This window comes from Mumia spirodelae (genome assembly GCF_050632745.1).
Lineage (GTDB): Bacteria > Actinomycetota > Actinomycetes > Propionibacteriales > Nocardioidaceae > Mumia.
Genome location: NZ_JBODSD010000003.1, coordinates 145884 through 165110 on the forward strand (window position 1 = coordinate 145884; position 19227 = coordinate 165110).

A 19227-nucleotide genomic window follows, 5' to 3' on the forward strand; every position below is an offset into this window, starting at 1 on the left:
CCCCTACTTGAGCACGGGGTACTTCTGGACCAGCGTGGTCGAGCCCCACCAGCGTCCGAGTCCCCAGGTGTCGCCGGCGAGGGCGAGACCGATCACGAGGACGCCGAGTGCGCCGAGGATGTGCTCGTCGAGGACGGGGTTGTTCGCCGGCGGAAGGGCGACCGTCCACATCATCACGTAGAGCAGGACTCCGACCGCGGCACCGAGACGGATGCCGATGCCGAGGGTGAGGGTGACGCCGACGGCGAGCAGACCCAGCATGAACAGGCCGTCGACCCACCACTGACCGGCGAGCGCGTTGTAGAAGCCCTCGAACGGACCGGTCGGCGCGTTGGCCAGGTAGCCCTCGGTAGGGCTCCCGCCGTTGATCCATGCTCCCTCGCTCGGAGTCGCGTACCCGAGTCCGAACAGCTTGTCGACGAAGGCCCACAGGAAGGTGAGCCCGAAACCGATACGCATGGCCGCCAACCCCTTGGCGACTGCGCTCGACGTGACTGCGTGCTCCTCGTCGCGGGCGGCGAAGACCTTGCTCCTGCCGGTGAGGCCGGCTCCGATGGTGGCGCTCATGGTTTCCTCCCTGGATCGCGCTGTGAACACCCTCATCGTCTGGCCGGGGGCACCGGCTCGGTCAGTGCCGAGGGTCCCTTCTTGCCGGGACCTTGGTCACTGTTCTCCGCGACCGGCCGGGAGCACGCTGATCAGGTGCGGCCCACCTCCGGCCGCACCCGTCGAGAGGGGAGAACGATGACTACCACGTCCCGCCCGCAGCCCGTCACCGTCGGGGTCGACGCCAGCCGTTCACGCACGCTCACCGCGGTGGAGCACGGAGTCCCGCTCGCCCGCGCGCTCGACGCGCCGCTGCGGCTCGTCCACGCCTCGGCCCTGCCGTTCGAGGGCGTCGCCTTCACGCCGTACGAGGTGGACGCCGCCCGCGAGGAGGCGGCCGCGATCCTGGTCCGCGCCGCCGACGACGCGCACCGGCTGGGTCCCGACCTCGCCGTCACCACTCATCCCGTCCTCGGCTCGGCCACGCTCGCGCTCGAGTCGGCCTCGAAGGAGTCTTCGGCGCTGGTCGTCGTCCGCCGGGACGCCCGCACCGCGGAGCGGCTCCTGACCGGGAGCACCAGCTCACGGGTCGCGACCCACGCCTCGTGCCCGGTGGTCGTCGTGCCCGCAGGCGTACGCCCGGCGAGCACGGGTCCTGTCGTCGTGGCCATCGACGCGGACTCGCCGTCGCACGCGGCGCTGACGTACGCGTTCGAGGCCGCGCGCCGGGCCCGTACCGACCTCCTGGTCCTCCACGCCGCGCACCGCGGCGGCGCGACCCAAGGGCAGCGGGGTGTCGGCGAGACGCTCGCGGGATGGCGTGAGGACTACCCGGAGGTCGAGGTGCACACCCGCACCGTCGAGGCGTCGACCGTCGATGCCTGCGCCGACGCGACTCGAGGGGCGCGCCTCCTCGTGCTCGGCCGGCACCGGACGACCGGGCCCCGCGCCCCGTGGACGCGGTCGATCGCCAAGGCCGTGCTCTCGCGGACCGCGTGCCCCGTCGTCACCGTCCCGCACGACGCGGTGGACCTGGCCTACCACCCGACCCCGCGGGCGATGGCGGCTCCCGGAGGGCCCGTCTACTGACGCGCGACGGCTAGGGCCGTCCCGACTCGCCCTCCTGCTCGCGGCGGACCTCGGCGCCGAACACGGCCGCCTGGGTCCGTCGCTGCATGCCGAGCTTCGCCAGCAGGTTGGTGACGTAGTTCTTCACGGTCTTCTCCGCGACGAACAGGCGCTCCCCGATCTCGCGGTTGCTGAGTCCCTCGGCGATGAGCATCAGCACCTCCCGCTCGCGGTCGGTGAGCCCGGCGAGCCGCGGGTCGGCGTGCGGCGCGTCGCGGTCCCGGAGCCGACGCATCAGCTGGGCGACGACGTGCGGGTCGAGCAGCGACCGCCCGGCCGCCACCTCTCGCACCGACTCGACCAGACGTGACCCGAGAACCTCCTTGAGGAGGTAGCCGGAAGCGCCCGCCAGCACCGCGGCGTAGACAGCCTCGTCGTCGTCGTAGGAGGTGAGGATCAGCGAGCGTACGTGCGGCTGGCTCTCCTGCAGCTCGCGGCACACGTCGATGCCGCTCCCGTCCGGCAGCCGCACGTCGAGGACGGCGACGTCGGGGGTGACCGACGGGATCCGTGCGAGGGCCTGGGCGACGTCGGCGGCCTCCCCCACGACGCGGATGTCGTCGGCCGTCTCCAGCAGATCGGTGACGCCACGGCGCACGATCTCGTGGTCGTCGACCACGAAGACCTTGATCACGATCGGTCTCCTTCCTCTCCAGGCAGGGGTACGGCCCAGGTCAGGGCGGTGCCCTGCGCTCCGCTGCGTACGGCGTAGGTCCCTCCGCGCGCGGTGGCCCGCTGCTCGAGGTTCGCGAGGCCGCTGCGGGGAGCACCCTCCGGGATCCCGGTGCCGTCGTCGGCGACGCTCACCGTGACGGCGTCGCCCCCGACGACCACCCTCAGGTCGACGCGCGAGGCGTGAGCATGGCGGCGGGCGTTCGAGACGGCCTCGCGCGCGACGGCGACGACCTCGTCGGCCAGCTCGGCGTCGAGCATCAGGTCGACCGGGCCGTCGACGTGCAGACGGACCTCCGGACCACCCGGATCCGCCCCGGCGATCTCGCCGAGCCGTCGTCGTACGCCGGCGCGGCCCTGTCCGGTGTCGTGCAGCTCGAAGATCGTGCTGCGGATCTGCCGGATCGTCGCGTCCAGCTCGGCCACCTGGGCGGCGAGCCTGTCGCGCGGCGCGCCGTCGGGCATCGTCGCGTGCACGCTCCGGATCGTGAGACCGCTGGCGAAGAGCCGCTGAATGACGTGGTCGTGGAGGTCGCGCGCGATGCGGTCGCGGTCCTCGAGGACCAGCATGGCCTCGCGCGCCTCGCGCAGCTCCCGCTTGCCGAGGGCGAGCGCGGCCTGGCCGGCGAAGGCCTGCGCCATCGTCAGGTCGGACTCGTCGAAGCGCGGTGGGCCGTCGCGTACCACCAGCAGCAGTCCCCGCGGGTCCTCGGCGTCCACGAGCGGGACCACCATGGCGGGAGCCTCCGGCGCGACGGGCAGCTCGAGCCCGAGAAGCGCGCACACCTCGCCCACCCTGCCGAGGGTCGGCTCCGGCGGGCCCTCGTCGGTCGCGCGCACGGCCGTCCGGGCCCCGATGAGCTCGTCGCCGTGCGACCCGGCGGCACGTACGACCGCGTACGACCCGTCGCCGCTGCCGACCAGGACCGCGGCCAGGGACGCCTCGGCGATCTCCTGGACCCGGACGGCCACGAGCTCGAGCGCGTCGATCCCGTCGGGCGCGAGCAGCTCCCGCGTGACCTCGGCGGAGGCGGCCGACCATGCCTCGCGGCGCCGGCTCTCGTCGTACAGGCGCGCGTTGGCGATCGCGACCCCGGCGGTCTCCGCGAGCGAACGGGCCAGCGCGGCATCGGCCTCGGTGAAGGCGCCGTCGCGGCTGTCGGTGAGATAGAGGTTGCCGTACACGCGACCGCGGACCTCGAGCCCGAGGCCGAGGAACGAGCGCATCGGCGGATGGTTCGGCGGGAACCCCGAGTAGTGCGGGTGGGTGGTGACGTCGTCGAGCAGGACCGCCGGGCCACCGTCGAGCAGGTCCCCGAGCAGCCCACGACCGCGAGGGAGGTGGCCGATCCGCGCGGCGGTCTCCTCGTCGATCCCGGCGTGGATGAAGACCTCGAGCCGTCCCTCGTCGTCGAAGACGCCGATCGCGCCGTAGCGGGCGCCGACCAGGTCGGTCGCTGCCGCGACGATCCGGCGCAGCACCTCCGGGAGGTCGAGCTTCTCGACCAGCGTCCGGTTGGCCTCGAGCAGGACCCTCAGCCGTGCAGCGACGTCCTCCGGGGATTCCGGTCGGGTCATCGTCGGCAGCCTCCGCTCGTCCTTGCGCCCGATTCTAGGGGTCTCGGGCCGCGGCGCGCGCACGACAGAGCCGGAGGAGAGAAGGCCGAAGGCCCCGCGCTGACAAGCAGCAGCGGGGCCTTCGGACGGGTCGTGGACCCTGACCGGAGAGGTCAGGCGGCGACGACGTTGATCTTCACCTTCGCGGTGACCTCGGGGTGGACGCGCACCTGCACGTCGTACGAACCGATGGCCTTGATCGGGTTGCCGATCTCGATGCGACGCTTGTCGACGCTCGCGCCGGCGCCCTCGAGGGCGGTGGCGACGTCCGACACGGTGATGGCGCCGAACAGGCGACCCTCAGCACCGGCGCGAGCCGGGACCTTGACCGTGTTGGCCTCGAGCTTCTGCTTCAGCGCGGTCGCGTCATCGAGGTCGTGGATCGCGCGAGCGTCACGGGCCTTCTTGATCGACTCGACCTGCTTCTCCGCGCCCTTCGACCAGACGATGGCGTAGTTGCGGGGCAGCAGGTAGTTGCGGCCGTAGCCGCCCTTGACCTCGACGATGTCGCCGGGGGCACCGAGACCGGTGACCTCGTGCGTGAGGATGAGCTTCATGTGTTGTCCCTTCCCCTACGATCAGCGACCGGTCGAGGTGTAAGGCAGCAGCGCCATCTCGCGGGCGTTCTTGATCGCGGTCGCGATCTTGCGCTGCTCCTGGACGGACACACCCGTGACGCGGCGAGCGCGGATCTTGCCGCGGTCGGAGATGAACTTCCGCAGGAGGGTGGCGTCCTTGTAGTCGATGTAGGTGATCTTCGCAGCCTTGAGCGGGTTGCTCTTCTTCTTCGGCTTACGAACAGCGGGCTTAGCAGCCATTGTGGTGCTCCCTTCCGGTGAGCCCGACCCGCAGGACGGGTCGGAATGACGCGGCGGTCCTGGGACCGCCTTCGGTGTTCTTCAGATCCGGCGACTCAGAACGGGGGTTCGTCGTTCGAGCCGGAGGGCGTGCTCGCCCACGGATCGTTGCCAGCGTTGCCACCCTGCGGAGCGGGAGAGGACCACGGGTCGTTGGCCGGGGCCGACTGGCCTCCGCCGTAACCACCCTGTCCGCCGCCCTGCTGGTAGCCGCCGCCTCCGCCTCCGGAGCGCGACGCCTTGGTGACCTTGGCGGTGGCGCTGCGCAGGCTCGGACCGACCTCGTCGACGTCGATCTCGAACACGGTGCGCTTCTCGCCCTCACGCGTCTCGTACTGGCGGGACTTGAGGCGTCCCTGCACGATCACGCGCATGCCCTTCTGCAGCGACTCGGCGACGTTCTCCGCGGCCTGGCGCCACACGGCGCAGCCCAGGAAGAGCGTGTCGCCGTCGCGCCACTCGCCGCTCTGGCGGTCGAAGGTGCGCGGCGTCGAGGCGATGCGGAAGTTGGCAACCGCTGCTCCGGACGGCGTGAACCGCAGCTCGGGCTCGTCCACAAGGTTGCCGACGACGGTGATGACGGTCTCGCCTGCCATGTCTCACTCCAACGTTCGCGGGATGTCTGCTGGCTAGCAGTCAACATCAAGACTCCGACACAGGCGACCCCTTGGCGGCAGTCCGGGGGAAACCCTCGGACGGCGCGTGCTGGGGACGACGTGCCGGTCGTCCGTCACTTCTCGGGCCGGATGACCTTCGTACGCATGACGGACTCGTTCAGCGTGAGCTGACGGTCGAGCTCCTTGACAGTCGCGGGGGTCGCGGTCAGGTCGACCACGGCGTAGATCCCCTCGGACTGCTTGTTGATCTCGTAGGCAAGACGACGCTTGCCCCAGATGTCGACGTTGTCGACGGTGCCACCGTCCTGACGCACCACGTTGAGGTACGTGTCCAGGCTCGGGGCCACCGTGCGCTCGTCGAGGCTGGGATCGAGGATCACCATGACTTCGTAGTGACGCAAGGCAACTCCACCTCCTTCGGTCTGTACGGTCACGGTCCTTCCGTGACAGGAGGGCTCTGCATCATGCCCGAGCACGCCGGGTGGCGGCCGGGCAACCGCGTCAGTCTATCCGGGCGCCGCGGCGGGTCCCAAATCGCCGTCAGGCGCGCGAACGAGGATGATCGTCGACCGTGGGAGCGTCAGTCCTCTGGGGAGCGGTCGCCGCATCGTCGTTGCTGCTGGGCGCGGTGCTCGGCGTCGTACGCCGGTGGAGCGACGCGATGGTCGGCACGGTCCTCGGCTTCGGGGCGGGGGCGCTCATCTCGAGCATCTCGTTCGAGCTGTTCGAGGAGGGGCTGGCCGTGGGCGGGGCGATGGCGCTCGCGCTCGGTCTCGCCTTCGGTGCCTGCGTGTTCTACGTCTCCGACCGGTGGGTGGAGCGGATCGGCGGACGTGCCCGAGGTGGCGCAGCGGGGCTGCCGCTCGCGCTCGGCGCGTTCCTCGACGGCATCCCGGAGCAGGCGGTCCTCGGCATCGGGATCGCGGAGGGCGGTGGTGTGAGCGTCGCCCTGCTGGTCGCGATCTTCGTGTCGAACCTCCCGGAGTCGATCGGGTCGGCGACGGACATGCGAGCGGCCGGCTCGCCTCCGCGCCGGATCCTCCTGCTCTGGACCGCCGTCGCCGTCGTCTGCATGCTCGCGACCGTCGCCGGGTACGCCGCCGCGCAGGTGACGGCGGAGCACTTCGTCGGTGCCGTCGACGGCTTCGCGGCGGGCGCCCTGCTGGTCATGCTGGTCGGCGCGATGATCCCCGAGGCGCAGGCCAAGGTCCACGAGAAGGCCGGGCTCGCCGCGGTGCTCGGCTTCGCGGTCGCCGCCGGCCTCTCCGCAGTGTCCTGACCGCCCCGCACCGTCCCGGGCGGCCCGCCGCACTACTCCGTCGCGATCGCCCGCAGCACGTTGAGCCGGGACGCCCGCAGCGCCGGGAACAGCGCGGCGAGCACGCCGACGACCGCCGCGATGAGGACGTACACGGCGAGCGTCGTGTACGGGATCGAGAGCTCGGTGATCCCCTCGTCGTCGAGCACGCGCTGCAGCACGACACCGAAGACGAGACCCATCGCGATGCCGAGCACCGCCCCGAGCACGGCGATCGCGACCGCCTCCAGCCGCACCATCCGCCGCAGCTGGCGCCGGCTCATCCCGACCGCGCGGAGCAGGCCGACCTCGCGGGTCCGCTCGATGACGCTCAGCGCGAGCGTGTTGACGATGCCGAGCGCGGCGATCACGATCGCCAGGCCGAGGAGCGCGTTGATCAGCATCAGGATCCCGTTGATCTGGTCGCGCTGGGACTCGATGAACTCGTCCTGCGTCTGGACGACCACCGTCGGGATGTCGGCCACGACGTCGCGGACCGGCTCCTCGATGTCGGCGCCGGTGAACCCGGGCGCCGCGTCGACGGCGACGAACGAGTCCTCGCGGGTGAGCTTGACGCGGTCGACGAACGCGAACGAGGTGAGGTACTCGGAGACGACGTTGGACTCCGGGAACGTCCCGGCCACCGTCAGATCGTAGTCGCCCGACTGGGTCGTGACCTCGAACGTGTCGCCGACCTCGAGCCCGCGCGCCTCGGCGGTGTCCTCGCGCACCGCGACCTCGTCGGCCGACAGCGCGTCGACCGTCGCGTCGAGGTCGAACATCGAGAACAGCTGCGCCGGGTCGCTCGCGGTGATGGCGGTGAACGACCCGTTGACCTGTGCCGGGACGAACTGCGTCTCCACCACGTCTCCGACGCCGTCGATGTCGCGGATCTGCTCGGCGATCGAGGTCGAGAACGGCGCTCCGACGGGGTTGGTCAGGAGGAAGTCGGTCGTGAACTCCTTCTTGACCCCGACGTCGACGGACTTGTTGACGGAGGAGCCGAGGATGCTCATCGTCGTCACGAGCGTCAGGCCGATCATGAGCGCCGACGCGGTGGCGGCTGTACGGCGTGGGTTGCGGAGCGCGTTCTGCGTAGCCATGCGCCCGACCAGCCCGAACGGACGGAAGAGGCCGCCGAGCGTGATGAGCACGGGGTGGCTCAGCAGCGGACTCATCAGCGAGACGCCGATGAGGATCGCGAACGCGCCACCACCGACGTACCAGGCTCCGTTGTCCGCCCCGCTCAGGCCGAGCCAGACCAGGCCGGCGCCGATGACCACGAGGATCGCGCCGAACAGCATGCGCAGCCGCATCGACGACTCCGGCAGCGCCACGTCGTCGCGCATCGCGGCGACCGGCGCGACCCGGGAGGCACGACGGGCCGGCAGGTACGCCGCGACCAGCGTCACCAGCAGCCCGACCACATAGCCGACGACCCAGGTGCGCGGAGCGATCACGAGCGGCGTCTCGCTCACGTCGAGACCGAAGCTCTTGAACAACGCGGTCAGCCCCTGGGCCAACCCGATGCCGAGCAGCACACCGAGGGTGGACCCGACCAGCCCGACCACGAAGGCCTCGAGCAGCACGGACCGGCTCACCTGCCGCCGCGAGGCGCCCAGGGCACGCAGGAGCGCCAGCTCGCGGCTGCGCTGGGCCACCAGGATCGAGAACGTGTTGATGATGAGGAAGGTGCCGACGATGATCGCGATGCTGGCGAACACGAGCAGGATCGTGGTGAGGAAGCCGAGGATCTCCCCGATCAGGTCCTCGGCCTGCGCGGCGGCGGCATCACCGGTGACGGCCTCGAGGCCGTCGGGAAGGATCTTGTCGGCCTCGTACGCGAGCTTCTGCTGCGTGACCCCGTCGGCCGTCGTCAGGGACACCTGGTTGTAGACGTCCTTGCCGTCGAGGAAGAGCTGCTGCGCGTACGCGGTGTCGAACAGCACCAGCGACGCTCCGGCCATCGAGCCGCCGCCGAACTCCGCGAGCCCGACCAGCGTCACCTCGACACGGGGCTGGTCGCCGGTCGACACGAGGGTGACCGTGTCGCCGATCTCGTAGCCGCCCTTCTCGGCGCTCGTCGCGTCGATCGCGACCTCGCCGTCGGCCGTGGGCTCACGCCCGTCGGCGATCACGACCGCCGGCTCCCCGGTCATCGCGGGCGCATCGTCGTAGCTGAAGGACAGGGTCGGCGGTCCGAACCCGGTCACCAGCTTGCCGTCGGAGCCGACGAGGGTCAGCGACTGGCTCTGCACGCTCCCGTCGGCGCGCGCGGCGCCGGGGAGCTCGCGCAGCTGCTCGACCACCGACGCGGGGATCGTACGCGTGTCCGCGCTGGGGGCCTGGTCCCAGCTGCCGGTGCCCGCGGGACGGACGGTCACGTCCGGGGTCGACCCCTTGACGATGCCGTCGAAGGACTTGCTCATCGTGTCGGTGAAGATCAGCGTGCCGGCCACGAAGGCCACACCGAGCACGATCGCGAACGCGCTCATCAGCAGGCGCACCTTGCGCGCCAGCAGGTTGCGCAGCGTCACGCGAAGCATCAGACGGCACCGCCCTCGAGGCCCGCCTCGGCCGCCTCCATCGCACGGGTCTGGATGGCGCCCATGCGCTCGAGGATCTTCTCCGGCGACGGCGCGCGCATCTCGTCGACGACCAGGCCGTCGGCGAGGAAGACGACGCGGTCGGTGTACGACGCGGCCACCGGGTCGTGCGTCACCATGACGATGGTCTGGCCCAGCTCCCGGACGCTGTGCTGCAGGAACTTGAGGACCTCCGCGCCCGACGTCGAGTCGAGGTTGCCGGTCGGCTCGTCGGCGAACACGATCTTGGGCCGGCCGACCAGGGCGCGGGCGGCGGCGACGCGCTGCTGCTGTCCCCCCGACATCTCGTTGGGCCTGTGCCCGAGGCGGTCCCGCAGGCCGACGGTGTCGATGACCTCGTCGTACCAGGCCTGGTCGGGCTTGCGGCCCGCGATCGAGAGCGGGAGGAGGATGTTCTCGTTGGCGGTCAGGGTCGGCACGAGGTTGAACGCCTGGAAGACGAAGCCGACGTCGTCGCGCCGCAGCCGCGTCAGCTGCTTGTCGTTGAGCTGCGACAGCTCGGTGTCTCCGATGAACACCGAGCCGCTGGTGGCGGTGTCGAGCGCGGCCAGGAGGTGCATCAGGGTGGACTTGCCGGACCCCGACGGCCCCATGACAGCGGTGAACTCGCCTTCGTAGACGTCGATGCTCACCCCGTCGAGCGCGCGGACCTCCGCCTCTTGCTTGCCGTAGGTCTTGTGGAGGTCCACCGCGCGGGCGGCCACGGTGCGGGTCGTGCTGGGCGGGTAGCCGTCGGACATGACGCTTCTCCTGGAGAGGGCGGGCAACGCTCTCCACGCTAGGGCAGCCCGGGGACACGGTGACATCGGTTTTGCCCCTGGCGAACGATCCCGGGTCTCCGGGATCTCCCTGATACTGGGCACATGAGCAACACCGAGCTCGACCCGCAGGAGATCACCTGTCCGCCGTCGTCGGAGGAGCCGGACGTCGAGCTCCTCGAGCCCCGGCTCGTCCCGCTGGGCGGTCCGCGGGCGATGACGGTACGCCGTACGCTGCCGCAGCGGCTGCGATCCCTGATCGGTGCCTGGTGCTTCGCCGACCACTACGGGCCGGACGACGTCCGTGAGTCCGGCGGCATGGCGGTCCCGGGGCACCCGCACACCGGGCTGCAGACGGTGACGTGGCTGTTCACCGGCGAGGTCGAGCACCGCGACACCGTGGGATCGGTCCAGCGGATCCGTCCGGGCGAGGTGAACCTGATGACCTCCGGCCGCGGCATCGCGCACTCGGAGTTCTCGACGCCGGACACCACGACGCTGCAGGGCGTCCAGCTGTGGACCGCCCTTCCGGACTCCGACCGCTTCACCGGGCGGGCGTTCGAGCACTTCGTCACCGAGCCCGTGCAGCACGGGGACGCGACGGTCCGCACCTTCGTGGGCGAGTTCGCCGGCGGGTCGTCACCAGTCACCACGTTCACCCCGTTGGTCGGCGCCGAGATCACGCTGCCGGCGGGGTCCGAGGTGCGGTTCGCGCTCGACCCCGCGTACGAGCACGGGGTCCTCGTCGACCTCGGTCCGGTCGACGTGGACGGGTTCCACGTGGAACCAGCGGCTCTCGCGTACCGACCCGTCGGGCGTACGACGCTGGTGCTCCGCACGGGTGACGTCGACGGCCGCGTCGTCCTCATCGGCGGGGCGCCGCTGGAGGAAGAGATCGTGATGTGGTGGAACTTCGTCGGACGCGACCACGACGAGATCGTGCGGTTCCGCCAGGAGTGGATGGCGCAGGTCGACGGTGCAGGCGGTGCCGACGTGGACACCGAGGCGTACGGAATGTTCCCCGAGACCTGGGGCGGCTCTGTCCTCCCCGCGCCGGAGCTCCCGCACACCCGGCTCAAGCCGCGCAAGCAGCCGCCGGGCTGAGCGACCTGCGACAAAACGCCCTCGCCACGGGTTAACGGCGCGCTCCCGCCTGGTACGACGGGCTAGGCTGATCGCACGACGGCCGAGAGGCGGTGACCATGACAGCAGTCGCCGAGCCCGTGGTGGTGGCCCACCACGTCACAGGCACGCGTCGCCAACGGACCGTTCTGGTGCTCAACGCCAGCTACGAGCCACTGCAGCGGGTGTCCCTGAGACACGCCATCCGGATGCTCGTGCGCGAGGTCGCCGTCGTCGAGGAGGCCCACCCGGAGGCGCGGTTCGGGCCCTTCCCGGTCCCGAAGGTCCTCCGCCTCGTCCGCTACGTCGTGATGCGGTGGCTGCACGCGCGCGACCCGCTGTGCACCAAGGCGGCGGTGAAGGCGCGCGACCAGCGGTGCGGCTACTGCGGTGGCGCCGCCGAGACGGTCGACCACATCCTCCCGCGATCCCGCGGCGGGCTGCTCACCTGGGAGAACTCCGTCGCCGCCTGCCTGCGGTGCAACCACCGCAAGGGCGACAGGACGCCGGCGGAGGCGGGGATGACCCTGCTGGTCACCCCCGCCGTTCCCCACCGGTCGCCGCTGACCTAGACGGTCATCGGCGGACCTTCACCTTCACGGTGACGGTCTTGGCGGCGACGTACGCGTTGCCCGCGTACGCGACCTTGACGCGGTACGTCCCCGCCTTGGCGAACTTCTTCAGACGGACGACGACCTTGCCGTCAGCGCGGACGGTGCCCGCACCGACCTTCTTGCCGTTGACGGTCACCACGACCTTGCCGGTGCGCGCGACGCCCGCGGGCGTCGTGACCTGCACGGTGACCTTCGCCTTGGTCCGCTTGGCGCGGATCTTGGCCGGGGTCGCCTTCGCGCGGACCGAGGCCTGCGCCTTGGTGACCGTCACGGCGACCCGGCCCGACGAGGCGGCGCTGATGGCGTCGCCGAGGTAGGCGACGGTCAGGGCGTGACGCCCCGGGGCGAGCGCGCCCTTGCGGACCGCGACGGTGGCGCGTCCGCCGGACACGACCGCCGAGCCGACGACCTGCGTCCCGCGACGCACCTCGACCTTGCCCTTCGCGCCGGCCGCCGTGCGGACGGTCACGGTCACCGACGGCGACGTGCCGTACGCGCTGGTGCGGGCCGTCGCGGTCGTCGTCGACGCGGCCTTGGCGACCGTGTACGACGCGGTGGTCGACGACGCCTTCGCGCCGTCGAAGCCCGAGTAGGCCACGTCGAGCTTGTGGGTGCCGACCGTCGTCGCCTTCGGCAGGGTCACACGAGCCTTGCCGTCCTTGACCGTGCCGGTGCCGACGACCTTGTCGCCCTCACGCACCTCGACGGTGCCCTCGGCGGCGTTGTCCGACGCGACGGTGACGTCCACGACCGGGGCGGCGCCGTACGCGACAGGACCGACCTTGGCGGTCGTGGTCGAGTCGCCCTTCACGTAGACGGTGCCGACGTGCAGGTCCTGGCCGGGCATCGCGTCGCACTGGAGCCAGACGTTCTGGATCAGCCCACCCATGATGCCGGGGGTCAGCTTGGACAGGATCGCCATCTGCTGCGGGGCCGAGACCTTGATCGCGCCCTTCGCGGGGGCGGTCAGCGCGTCGAGGGTCCCCGTGGTCGGGATGCGCACGCCGGCGCTCGGGACGGGCCACGACACCGGCACGTCCTCGGCCTGCAGACCGTGGAGCGGGGAGTCGTACGCGTGCCCGGTGGCCGTCTCCTCGAAGTGGACCGAGGCGATCGACGAGCCACCGACCTTGGTCTGCGCGAAGCCCATCTCGTCCAGCGTGTCGCCGCCGGCGAGCAGCTCGGCCAGACCCTGCGGCATCACCAGGTCGACGCCGGTCGGCGCCGGGGTGAAGACCTCACCGGGGGCGACGCTGCGCGGCAGGTCCGCGCGGGTGTCGACGGTGAAGGCCATCGACCCGCCCATGACGTAGTTCTGGAGCTCGCTGAAGCCCTCGTCCTCCACACCCGTGGCGAAGTCCCGCTCCTGCGGCTGGCACTTGTAGCGGACGCCGTTGAGGACGCCGCGGACCGCCTGCTCCTCCACCACGTCGACCGTGATCGTCGCCGTGGACGACGCGCCCTCGTTGTCGACGGCGGTGTAGGTGAAGGTGTCGGTGCCGACGAAGCTCGGGTCGGGCGTGTACGTCTGCTTGTGGCCGAGGGCCGGGAACCGCTTCAGCTCGTCGAACTGGGTCCAGGCCGCGCGCGTGACGTCCGCGTCGTTGAGGAACGGGGAGAGAGTGCCGTGGCTCGGCGTCCCGTACGTCATCTTCTTCGTGGCGTTGAGGTCCTGCCAGAAGTAGAACCGGTAGCCGTCGTCACGCGTGTACGGCCAGAGGTCGAGCGCCTTGCCCTTGCCGATCGTGAAGTGCAGGTCGCGCACGAGAGGCGCGTTGTTGGTGCCCTCGTAGGTGACGGTGGCCGCCGGGCTCACCTGGCCGTCGGCGTCGGTGGCGGTGTAGGTGAAGCTCGCGGCGCCGCGCGCGGTGGTCGACAGGGTCGCGGTCGAGCCGTCGATCGCGACGGTGGCGCCGGCGGGCTTGCTGACGACCGCGAAGGTGTACGGAGCACGCCCTCCCGTCGCCTTGAGCGTGACGGGGACCTTCGGGCCGAACCCGTACGCCGTGACGCCGACCTCGCCGGCCGCCACGTCCTTCGCGACCGGCGTCGGCGAGGACTCGACGACGTCGATCGTGGTGAGAACCCGGTCGGCCGGCGCCGCGCAGTCCAGGAAGGACGGCAGGTCGACCGGCGCCGGCAGGTGAGAGGGCTCGGTGCGGATGACCGCCTCGACGGTGAACGCGGCCGGCATGGACAGCGTCGCCGTGCCCGTGAGGTCGGGCACCGTGATGGCGGGCACCGTGCCCTGCGTCGGGATGACCCAGGGCGCTCCCACGGTCGCCGGGATCGGCGTCTGGGGAGCCGAGAGCCCGCTGATCGGGAAGCTCTGCTTCTGACCGCCGAGCTCCATCTCGACCGCGGCGTCCTTCGACTCGCCCCCGGCGCTCTTGCCGCTCAGCATCACCACGGTCGCCTTGCGCAGGGTCTCGGGCATCGTCAGGGTGATGGTCGTCTGGCGGCTCGCCACGACCTCGCCCGGCGTCGCGGCCTCCGGGACGTCGACCTGGGCGCGGACGCCGACGACGTGCTTGCCCAGGTCGATCGCACCGGCACCCTCGCCGGCGACGACGTTGCAGGTGTAGTCGTACGACTTGTCGATCGCACGGTCGTCCGACGCCGGACCGGCCGCTCCTGCGGCGGTCGCGGGCACCGCGACGGTAAGGGTGCCCCCGGCGAGCGCCGTCGTGGCGAGCAGTGCGGTGGAGCGTCTCAACGCACCCGGGTGCGGGCGTGACCAGATGGACACAGATTCTCCCTCCAGAGAACGTAGAACGTCGGGGCGGACTGCCCCGACGCACGTGTTGTGCTGAGTGTCACACAGATTTACATCTGCCGGTGAACTCTTTCGGAAGTTGACCACACGGCACCCCCGCGTCACCGTTCGGGCCGTGCCGACACCCTCCGGTAGCCTCGGGGCCGTGTCCCTCACCGTCCGCACGATCAGCAGCGCCGACCACCTGGCGTACCTGACCTCCCTTCCCTCCGCGAGCTTCCTGCAGACCCCGGCATGGGCGGCGGTGAAGTCGGAGTGGAGGGCTGAGTCGCTCGGCTGGTTCGACGGAGCGAAGATCGTCGGCGCCGGGCTGGTGCTCTACCGCAAGCTGCCCAAGGTCGCGAAGTACCTCGCGTACCTCCCCGAGGGGCCGGTCATCGACTTCGCGGCGGCCGTCGAGGGTCCGGGCGGTCTCTCGGCCTGGCTCGACCCGATGGTCAAGCACCTCGCGGGCAAGGGCGCCTTCGGTGTGCGGATGGGGCCGCCGGTCGTCCTGCGCCGCTGGGACGCGACGACGGTCAAGAAGGCGGTCGCCGACCCGGCGCTGCGCACGCTCGGGGACGCCCCCGCGGCGGCGACCGATCCTCGCGCGCTCGCGGTCACGTCGGAGCTGCACCGCCTCGGCTGGCGCGAGCAGGTCGGCGAGGGCGGCTTCACCGCCGGTCAGCCGAAGTACAACTTCTGGGTCCCGCTCGTCGACGCCGACGGCACGCCGCGCTCGGAGGACGCGGTGCTGCGCGGGATGAACCAGCTGTGGCGCCGCAACATCAAGAAGGCGGACAAGGCAGGCGTCGAGGTGACCCTCGGGGGCGTCGACGACCTCGCGGCCTTCCACCGGATCTACGCCGAGACGGCGGAGCGCGACCACTTCACGCCGCGACCCCTGCCGTACTTCCAGACGATGTGGGACGCCCTCAACGGCGAGGACCCCGACCGGATGCGGCTCTACCTGGCGCACCACGAGGGCGACCTGGTGGCGGCGACGACCCTGGTGCGGGTCGGCACGCACGCCTGGTACTCCTACGGCGCGTCCACGACGGCCAAGCGCGAGGTCCGCGGCTCCAACGCGGTCCAGTGGCAGATGATCCGCGACGCGCTCGCCGCCGGCTGCACCGTCTACGACATGCGAGGGATCACCGACACGCTCGACCCGGAGGACAGCCACGTCGGTCTCATCCAGTTCAAGGTCGGCACCGGCGGCGAGGCCGTCGAGTACGCCGGCGAGTGGGACCTCCCGGTCAACCGGCTGCTCTACCTCGCGTTCCAGCAGTACATGAAGCGCCGCTGAGGCTGTGCAGATGCGGAAAGAGGCGTTGCACATGCGGAAAGGGATTGGCTGACCATGACGCTCACCCTCCACGTCGACGGAGAACGCTGGCGCGCGCACCTGCGCGGGACCGCCGAGCTGTACGACGGCATCATCCCTGTGATCAAGGGCAACGGCTACGGCTTCGGCAACCGGTCCCTGGCCCGGCGGGCGGACTGGCTCGGTGCGGACACGGTCGCAGTCGGCACGTACGCCGAGCTCGTCGACGTCCTCCCCCGCTTCGGTGGCGACGTCCACGTGCTGACGCCGTGGCGCCCGTTCTGGGCGGACACCGTGCGGCCGGAGCGGATGTACGACCCGCGCGTCGTCCACACCGTGAGCCGCGTCGAGGACCTCGAGCCGCTGCGCGCGGAGGCTCCGGAGGGCACGCGGATCGTGGTCGAGGGCGAGACCGCGATGGCGCGCCACGGTGTCGACCGGCACGCCCTGACCTCGGTGGCCGACAAGCTGGGACGCCTGCAGCTGGCCGGGTTCTCGATCCACCTGCCGCTGTCGGAGGACAACCTCGGTGAGGCCGACCGGTGGGCCGCCGCGTTCGAGGCGTCCAAGCTCGCGCCCGCCGTGTCGGGGACCCCGCTGTTCACCGTCTCGCACCTCAGCGACCGGGAGGTCCGCGCGCTGGCCGAGCGTCGCCCCGGGCTCGCCGTACGCCCCCGCGTCGGCACCGCCCTCTGGCTCGGGGACCGCGGGGCGTTCCGCGTCACCGGCATCGTGATCGACACCCACGTCGTGGAGCGCGGGGAGCGGATCGGCTACCGCCAGCGTCCGATGCCCGTCGGAGGCACGGTGCTCGTCGTCTCCGGCGGCACCTCGCACGGCATCGGGCTCGAAGCGCCGACCGCGGCGACCACGCTCAAGCAGCGCGCCACGTCGGTCGCCAAGGGCGGTCTCGGTGCCGCGGGTCTGGCGCTGTCCCCGTTCACCATCGCCGGCAAGCAGCGGTGGTTCGTCGAGCCGCCGCACATGCAGGCGAGCATGATCCTCGTCCCGACCGGCGTCGCGGTGCCGGGGGTCGGGGAGGAGGTCGAGGTCGACGTCCGGATGACGACGACGACCTTCGACGCTCTCGACCTCCCCTAGGCCGGGACGGGACCGCCCGTCAGGCGCTGGCGAAGAAGGTCCGCAGGTCCTCCACGATCTCCTGCGGCTTCTCCAGCATCGCGTAGTGACCGCCCTCGGCGAACTCGGTCCAGTGCACGATGTTGTCGTTGTCGCGCTCGGCGAGCGGGCGGATCGTCTTGAAGTCGTCGGCGAACACCACGACCCCGGTCCGCGCGTGGTTGACCTCGGGCTTCGCGTCGCGCCGCGCCTCCTCGAGGTGGTAGCGGCCGGCCGTCGCGGAGGTGTTCGTGAACCACTCCAGCGTGACCTCGGCGAGGATCTGGTCGGTCGTCAGCAGGCTGGTGCCGTTGCCGAACGACATGAAGAGCTCGTTCCACGCCAGCTGGCCGGCCGGCGAGTCGGAGACGCCGACCGCGACGGTCTGCGGGCGCGAGGCGTTGATCGCGTTGTAGCCGCCGACCGACTGGAACCACTGCAGGTGCTCGAGCGCCGCGTACTCCTTGGGCCCGAAGCCGTCCATCTCGCCGGGAGCGCCCGACGGGAACGAGAAGAGCTGCAGGACGTGCATCCCCAGGAAGCCCTCCGGCTCCGTCAGGCCGAGCTCGCGGGAGACCATCGCCCCGCCGTCGCTGCCGTGGATCCCGTACGAGTCGTAGCCGAGACGGCGCATGAGCACGTCGTACGCTGCGGCGACCCGTGCCATCGTCCAGCCGCGGTCGACCACCGGGATGCTGTAGCCGAATCCCGGCATCGAGGGGACGACGACGTCGAAGGCGTCCTCGGCACGGCCGCCGTGCGCGACCGGGTCGACCAGCGGGTCGATCATCTCGATGAAGTCGATCACCGAGCCCGGGTAGGAGTGGGCCAGCAGGAGCGGCGTCGCGTTCTCCTCGGCTGACCGCACGTGCAGGAAGTGGATGGTCTGACCGTCGATCTCGGTGAGGAACTGGTCGTAGGCGTTGAGGCGGGCCTCGACCGCGCGCCAGTCGAAGCCGGTGCGCCAGTGCTCGAGGACCTCGCCCAGGTAGGCGTTCGGGACGCCGTAGTCCCAGTCGTCGCCCGGTACGGCCTGCGGGAGGCGGGTGCGGCTGATGCGCTCGGCGAGATCGTCGAGGTCGGCCTGCGGGACGTCGATCCGGAACGGTCGGATGCTGGTGCTCTCGTGTGTGTTCATGAAAGGACGGTACGAAGCATTCCGGCAGGTTCCGTTCCGCTTCATCTGGCAATATCCGAGAAATGTTGGAGACGTCCGCCAGACTCCTCGCCCTCCTCTCGGTCCTGCAGTCACGGCCTGCATGGTCCGGTCCCGCACTCGCCGAACGGCTCGGCGTCACCGCCCGCACGGTGCGCAACGACGTCGAGCGCCTCCGCCAGCTCGGCTACCCGATCGAGGGCGTCCGCGGCCCCGCCGGCGGCTACCGGCTCGGTCCCGGCGCCAAGCTGCCGCCCCTCCTGCTCGACGACGCCGAGGCCGTCGCCGTCGCGATCGGGCTACGGGCGGCGACCGGCGTCGCCGGGATCGAGGAGAGCAGTGCCAGCGCCCTCGCCAAGCTCGAGCAGGTCCTGCCGCACCACCTGAGGCGACGGGTCGAGGCGGTCACCCAGACCGTGAGCGCGGGCCCGGTGAACACCGACAGCAACGTCGAGGACCCCGAGATCAGCCACGACACCCTGGCCCGGATCGCCGATGCGATCCGCGACCACGAGCAGCTCCGCATGGAGTACGAGGGGGCGCGGCTGGACGTCGAGCCGTACCGGGTGATCACGTGGCAGCGACGCTGGTACCTGGTCGCCCGCGAGGCCTCGTCCGGCACCTGGCGCGCGCTGCGCATCGACTGGGCGGAGCTCAACGGGATGCCGCAGCCGCGCTACACCCCGCGGCCGATGGAGGAGGAGGACTACATCACGTTCGTCGTCCGGGAGGTGGCCTCGGCAGGCTGGTCGGTCCACACGCGCATCACGGTCGCCGCGCCGGCCGACGAGGTCCGAGCCCGCATCAACGACGCCGTCGGTGTCGTGGAGGCGATCGACGACGAGACGTGCGTGCTCGTCACCGGTGGGGACAGCGTCGAGATCATCGCCGTGTACATCGGGATGCTCGGGCTCGACTTCCAGGTCGACTCGCCGCCCGAGCTCGTCGAGCAGGTCCGGCTCCTCGGGCGCCGGTACGCCGCGGCCGCCGCGGGCCCCGCGGCCGCCGTCGCCCCTACGGGCGAGGGAGAATGACG

Annotated in this window: 18 protein-coding genes; 7 read left to right on the forward strand and 11 right to left on the reverse strand. The window is 71.1% G+C overall.

The window, feature by feature from the left end; genetic code table 11:
* Positions 1–3: 3 nt before the first annotated feature.
* Positions 4–567, reverse strand: coding sequence for a hypothetical protein (locus ACQSSQ_RS16255; protein ID WP_431328159.1), 564 nt, complete (start codon positions 565–567; stop codon positions 4–6).
* A gap of 177 nt (positions 568–744) precedes the next feature.
* Here ACQSSQ_RS16255 and ACQSSQ_RS16260 point away from each other — a divergent pair, with 177 nt between their 5' ends.
* A complete protein-coding gene (locus ACQSSQ_RS16260) occupies positions 745–1635 on the forward strand; it encodes a universal stress protein (RefSeq protein WP_431328160.1) in 891 nt (296 codons plus the stop codon).
* A gap of 10 nt (positions 1636–1645) precedes the next feature.
* On the opposite strand, the gene ACQSSQ_RS16265 is transcribed toward ACQSSQ_RS16260, so the two are convergent.
* The 6 genes from ACQSSQ_RS16265 to rpsF form a co-directional block, all read right to left on the reverse strand.
* Positions 1646–2308 carry a response regulator gene (locus tag ACQSSQ_RS16265; protein WP_431328161.1) on the reverse strand — a complete coding sequence of 221 codons (663 nt, stop codon included), beginning with the start codon at positions 2306–2308 and terminating at the stop codon, positions 1646–1648.
* The gene (locus ACQSSQ_RS16270; protein WP_431328162.1) at positions 2305–3924 is read right to left on the reverse strand and encodes a sensor histidine kinase; all 1620 of its coding nucleotides are present in this window, start codon (positions 3922–3924) and stop codon (positions 2305–2307) included. Before ACQSSQ_RS16270 ends, ACQSSQ_RS16265 begins: the two co-directional genes overlap by 4 nt.
* A 152-nt stretch (positions 3925–4076) precedes the next feature.
* The gene (rplI, locus tag ACQSSQ_RS16275; protein WP_431328163.1) at positions 4077–4520 is read right to left on the reverse strand and encodes a 50S ribosomal protein L9; all 444 of its coding nucleotides are present in this window, start codon (positions 4518–4520) and stop codon (positions 4077–4079) included.
* A gap of 21 nt (positions 4521–4541) precedes the next feature.
* Complete coding sequence (gene rpsR, locus ACQSSQ_RS16280; protein ID WP_431328164.1) at positions 4542–4781, reverse strand: 30S ribosomal protein S18; 240 nt, start codon at positions 4779–4781, stop codon at positions 4542–4544.
* 95 nt (positions 4782–4876) lie between these two features.
* Positions 4877–5416: a single-stranded DNA-binding protein gene (locus tag ACQSSQ_RS16285; RefSeq protein ID WP_431328165.1), complete on the reverse strand. Its 540-nt coding sequence runs from the start codon at positions 5414–5416 to the stop codon at positions 4877–4879.
* Positions 5417–5550: 134 nt separating this feature from the next.
* Positions 5551–5838: a 30S ribosomal protein S6 gene (rpsF, locus tag ACQSSQ_RS16290; protein ID WP_431328166.1), complete on the reverse strand. Its 288-nt coding sequence runs from the start codon at positions 5836–5838 to the stop codon at positions 5551–5553.
* A 170-nt stretch (positions 5839–6008) separates the two neighbouring features.
* On the opposite strand from rpsF, the gene ACQSSQ_RS16295 reads away from it, so the two are divergent.
* A complete protein-coding gene (locus ACQSSQ_RS16295) occupies positions 6009–6716 on the forward strand; it encodes a ZIP family metal transporter (protein ID WP_431328167.1) in 708 nt (235 codons plus the stop codon).
* Positions 6717–6748: 32 nt separating this feature from the next.
* Here ACQSSQ_RS16295 and ACQSSQ_RS16300 read toward each other — a convergent pair whose 3' ends face one another.
* Positions 6749–9271 carry an ABC transporter permease gene (locus tag ACQSSQ_RS16300; RefSeq protein WP_431328168.1) on the reverse strand — a complete coding sequence of 841 codons (2523 nt, stop codon included), beginning with the start codon at positions 9269–9271 and terminating at the stop codon, positions 6749–6751.
* Between the two features lie 8 nt (positions 9272–9279).
* Positions 9280–10080: an ABC transporter ATP-binding protein gene (locus ACQSSQ_RS16305; RefSeq protein ID WP_431328169.1), complete on the reverse strand. Its 801-nt coding sequence runs from the start codon at positions 10078–10080 to the stop codon at positions 9280–9282.
* Between the two features lie 123 nt (positions 10081–10203).
* Between ACQSSQ_RS16305 and ACQSSQ_RS16310 the strand changes: the two genes are divergently transcribed.
* The gene (locus ACQSSQ_RS16310; protein WP_431328170.1) at positions 10204–11202 is read left to right on the forward strand and encodes a pirin family protein; all 999 of its coding nucleotides are present in this window, start codon (positions 10204–10206) and stop codon (positions 11200–11202) included.
* A gap of 98 nt (positions 11203–11300) precedes the next feature.
* On the forward strand, positions 11301–11792 hold the full coding sequence (locus tag ACQSSQ_RS16315; RefSeq protein ID WP_431328171.1) for an HNH endonuclease: 492 nt from the start codon (positions 11301–11303) through the stop codon (positions 11790–11792).
* Between the two features lie 4 nt (positions 11793–11796).
* Here ACQSSQ_RS16315 and ACQSSQ_RS16320 read toward each other — a convergent pair whose 3' ends face one another.
* Positions 11797–14550, reverse strand: a complete 2754-nt coding sequence (locus tag ACQSSQ_RS16320) for a DUF6801 domain-containing protein (protein ID WP_431328172.1) — start codon at positions 14548–14550, stop codon at positions 11797–11799.
* Between the two features lie 205 nt (positions 14551–14755).
* Here ACQSSQ_RS16320 and ACQSSQ_RS16325 point away from each other — a divergent pair, with 205 nt between their 5' ends.
* A complete protein-coding gene (locus ACQSSQ_RS16325; protein WP_431328173.1) occupies positions 14756–15898 on the forward strand; it encodes a lipid II:glycine glycyltransferase FemX in 1143 nt (380 codons plus the stop codon).
* A 54-nt stretch (positions 15899–15952) separates the two neighbouring features.
* Positions 15953–17017, forward strand: a complete 1065-nt coding sequence (locus ACQSSQ_RS16330; RefSeq protein ID WP_431328174.1) for an alanine racemase — start codon at positions 15953–15955, stop codon at positions 17015–17017.
* Between the two features lie 19 nt (positions 17018–17036).
* On the opposite strand, the gene ACQSSQ_RS16335 is transcribed toward ACQSSQ_RS16330, so the two are convergent.
* Positions 17037–18173 carry an epoxide hydrolase family protein gene (locus tag ACQSSQ_RS16335; protein WP_431328175.1) on the reverse strand — a complete coding sequence of 379 codons (1137 nt, stop codon included), beginning with the start codon at positions 18171–18173 and terminating at the stop codon, positions 17037–17039.
* 62 nt (positions 18174–18235) lie between these two features.
* On the opposite strand from ACQSSQ_RS16335, the gene ACQSSQ_RS16340 reads away from it, so the two are divergent.
* Complete coding sequence (locus tag ACQSSQ_RS16340) at positions 18236–19225, forward strand: helix-turn-helix transcriptional regulator (RefSeq protein WP_431328176.1); 990 nt, start codon at positions 18236–18238, stop codon at positions 19223–19225.
* Positions 19226–19227: the final 2 nt, after the last annotated feature.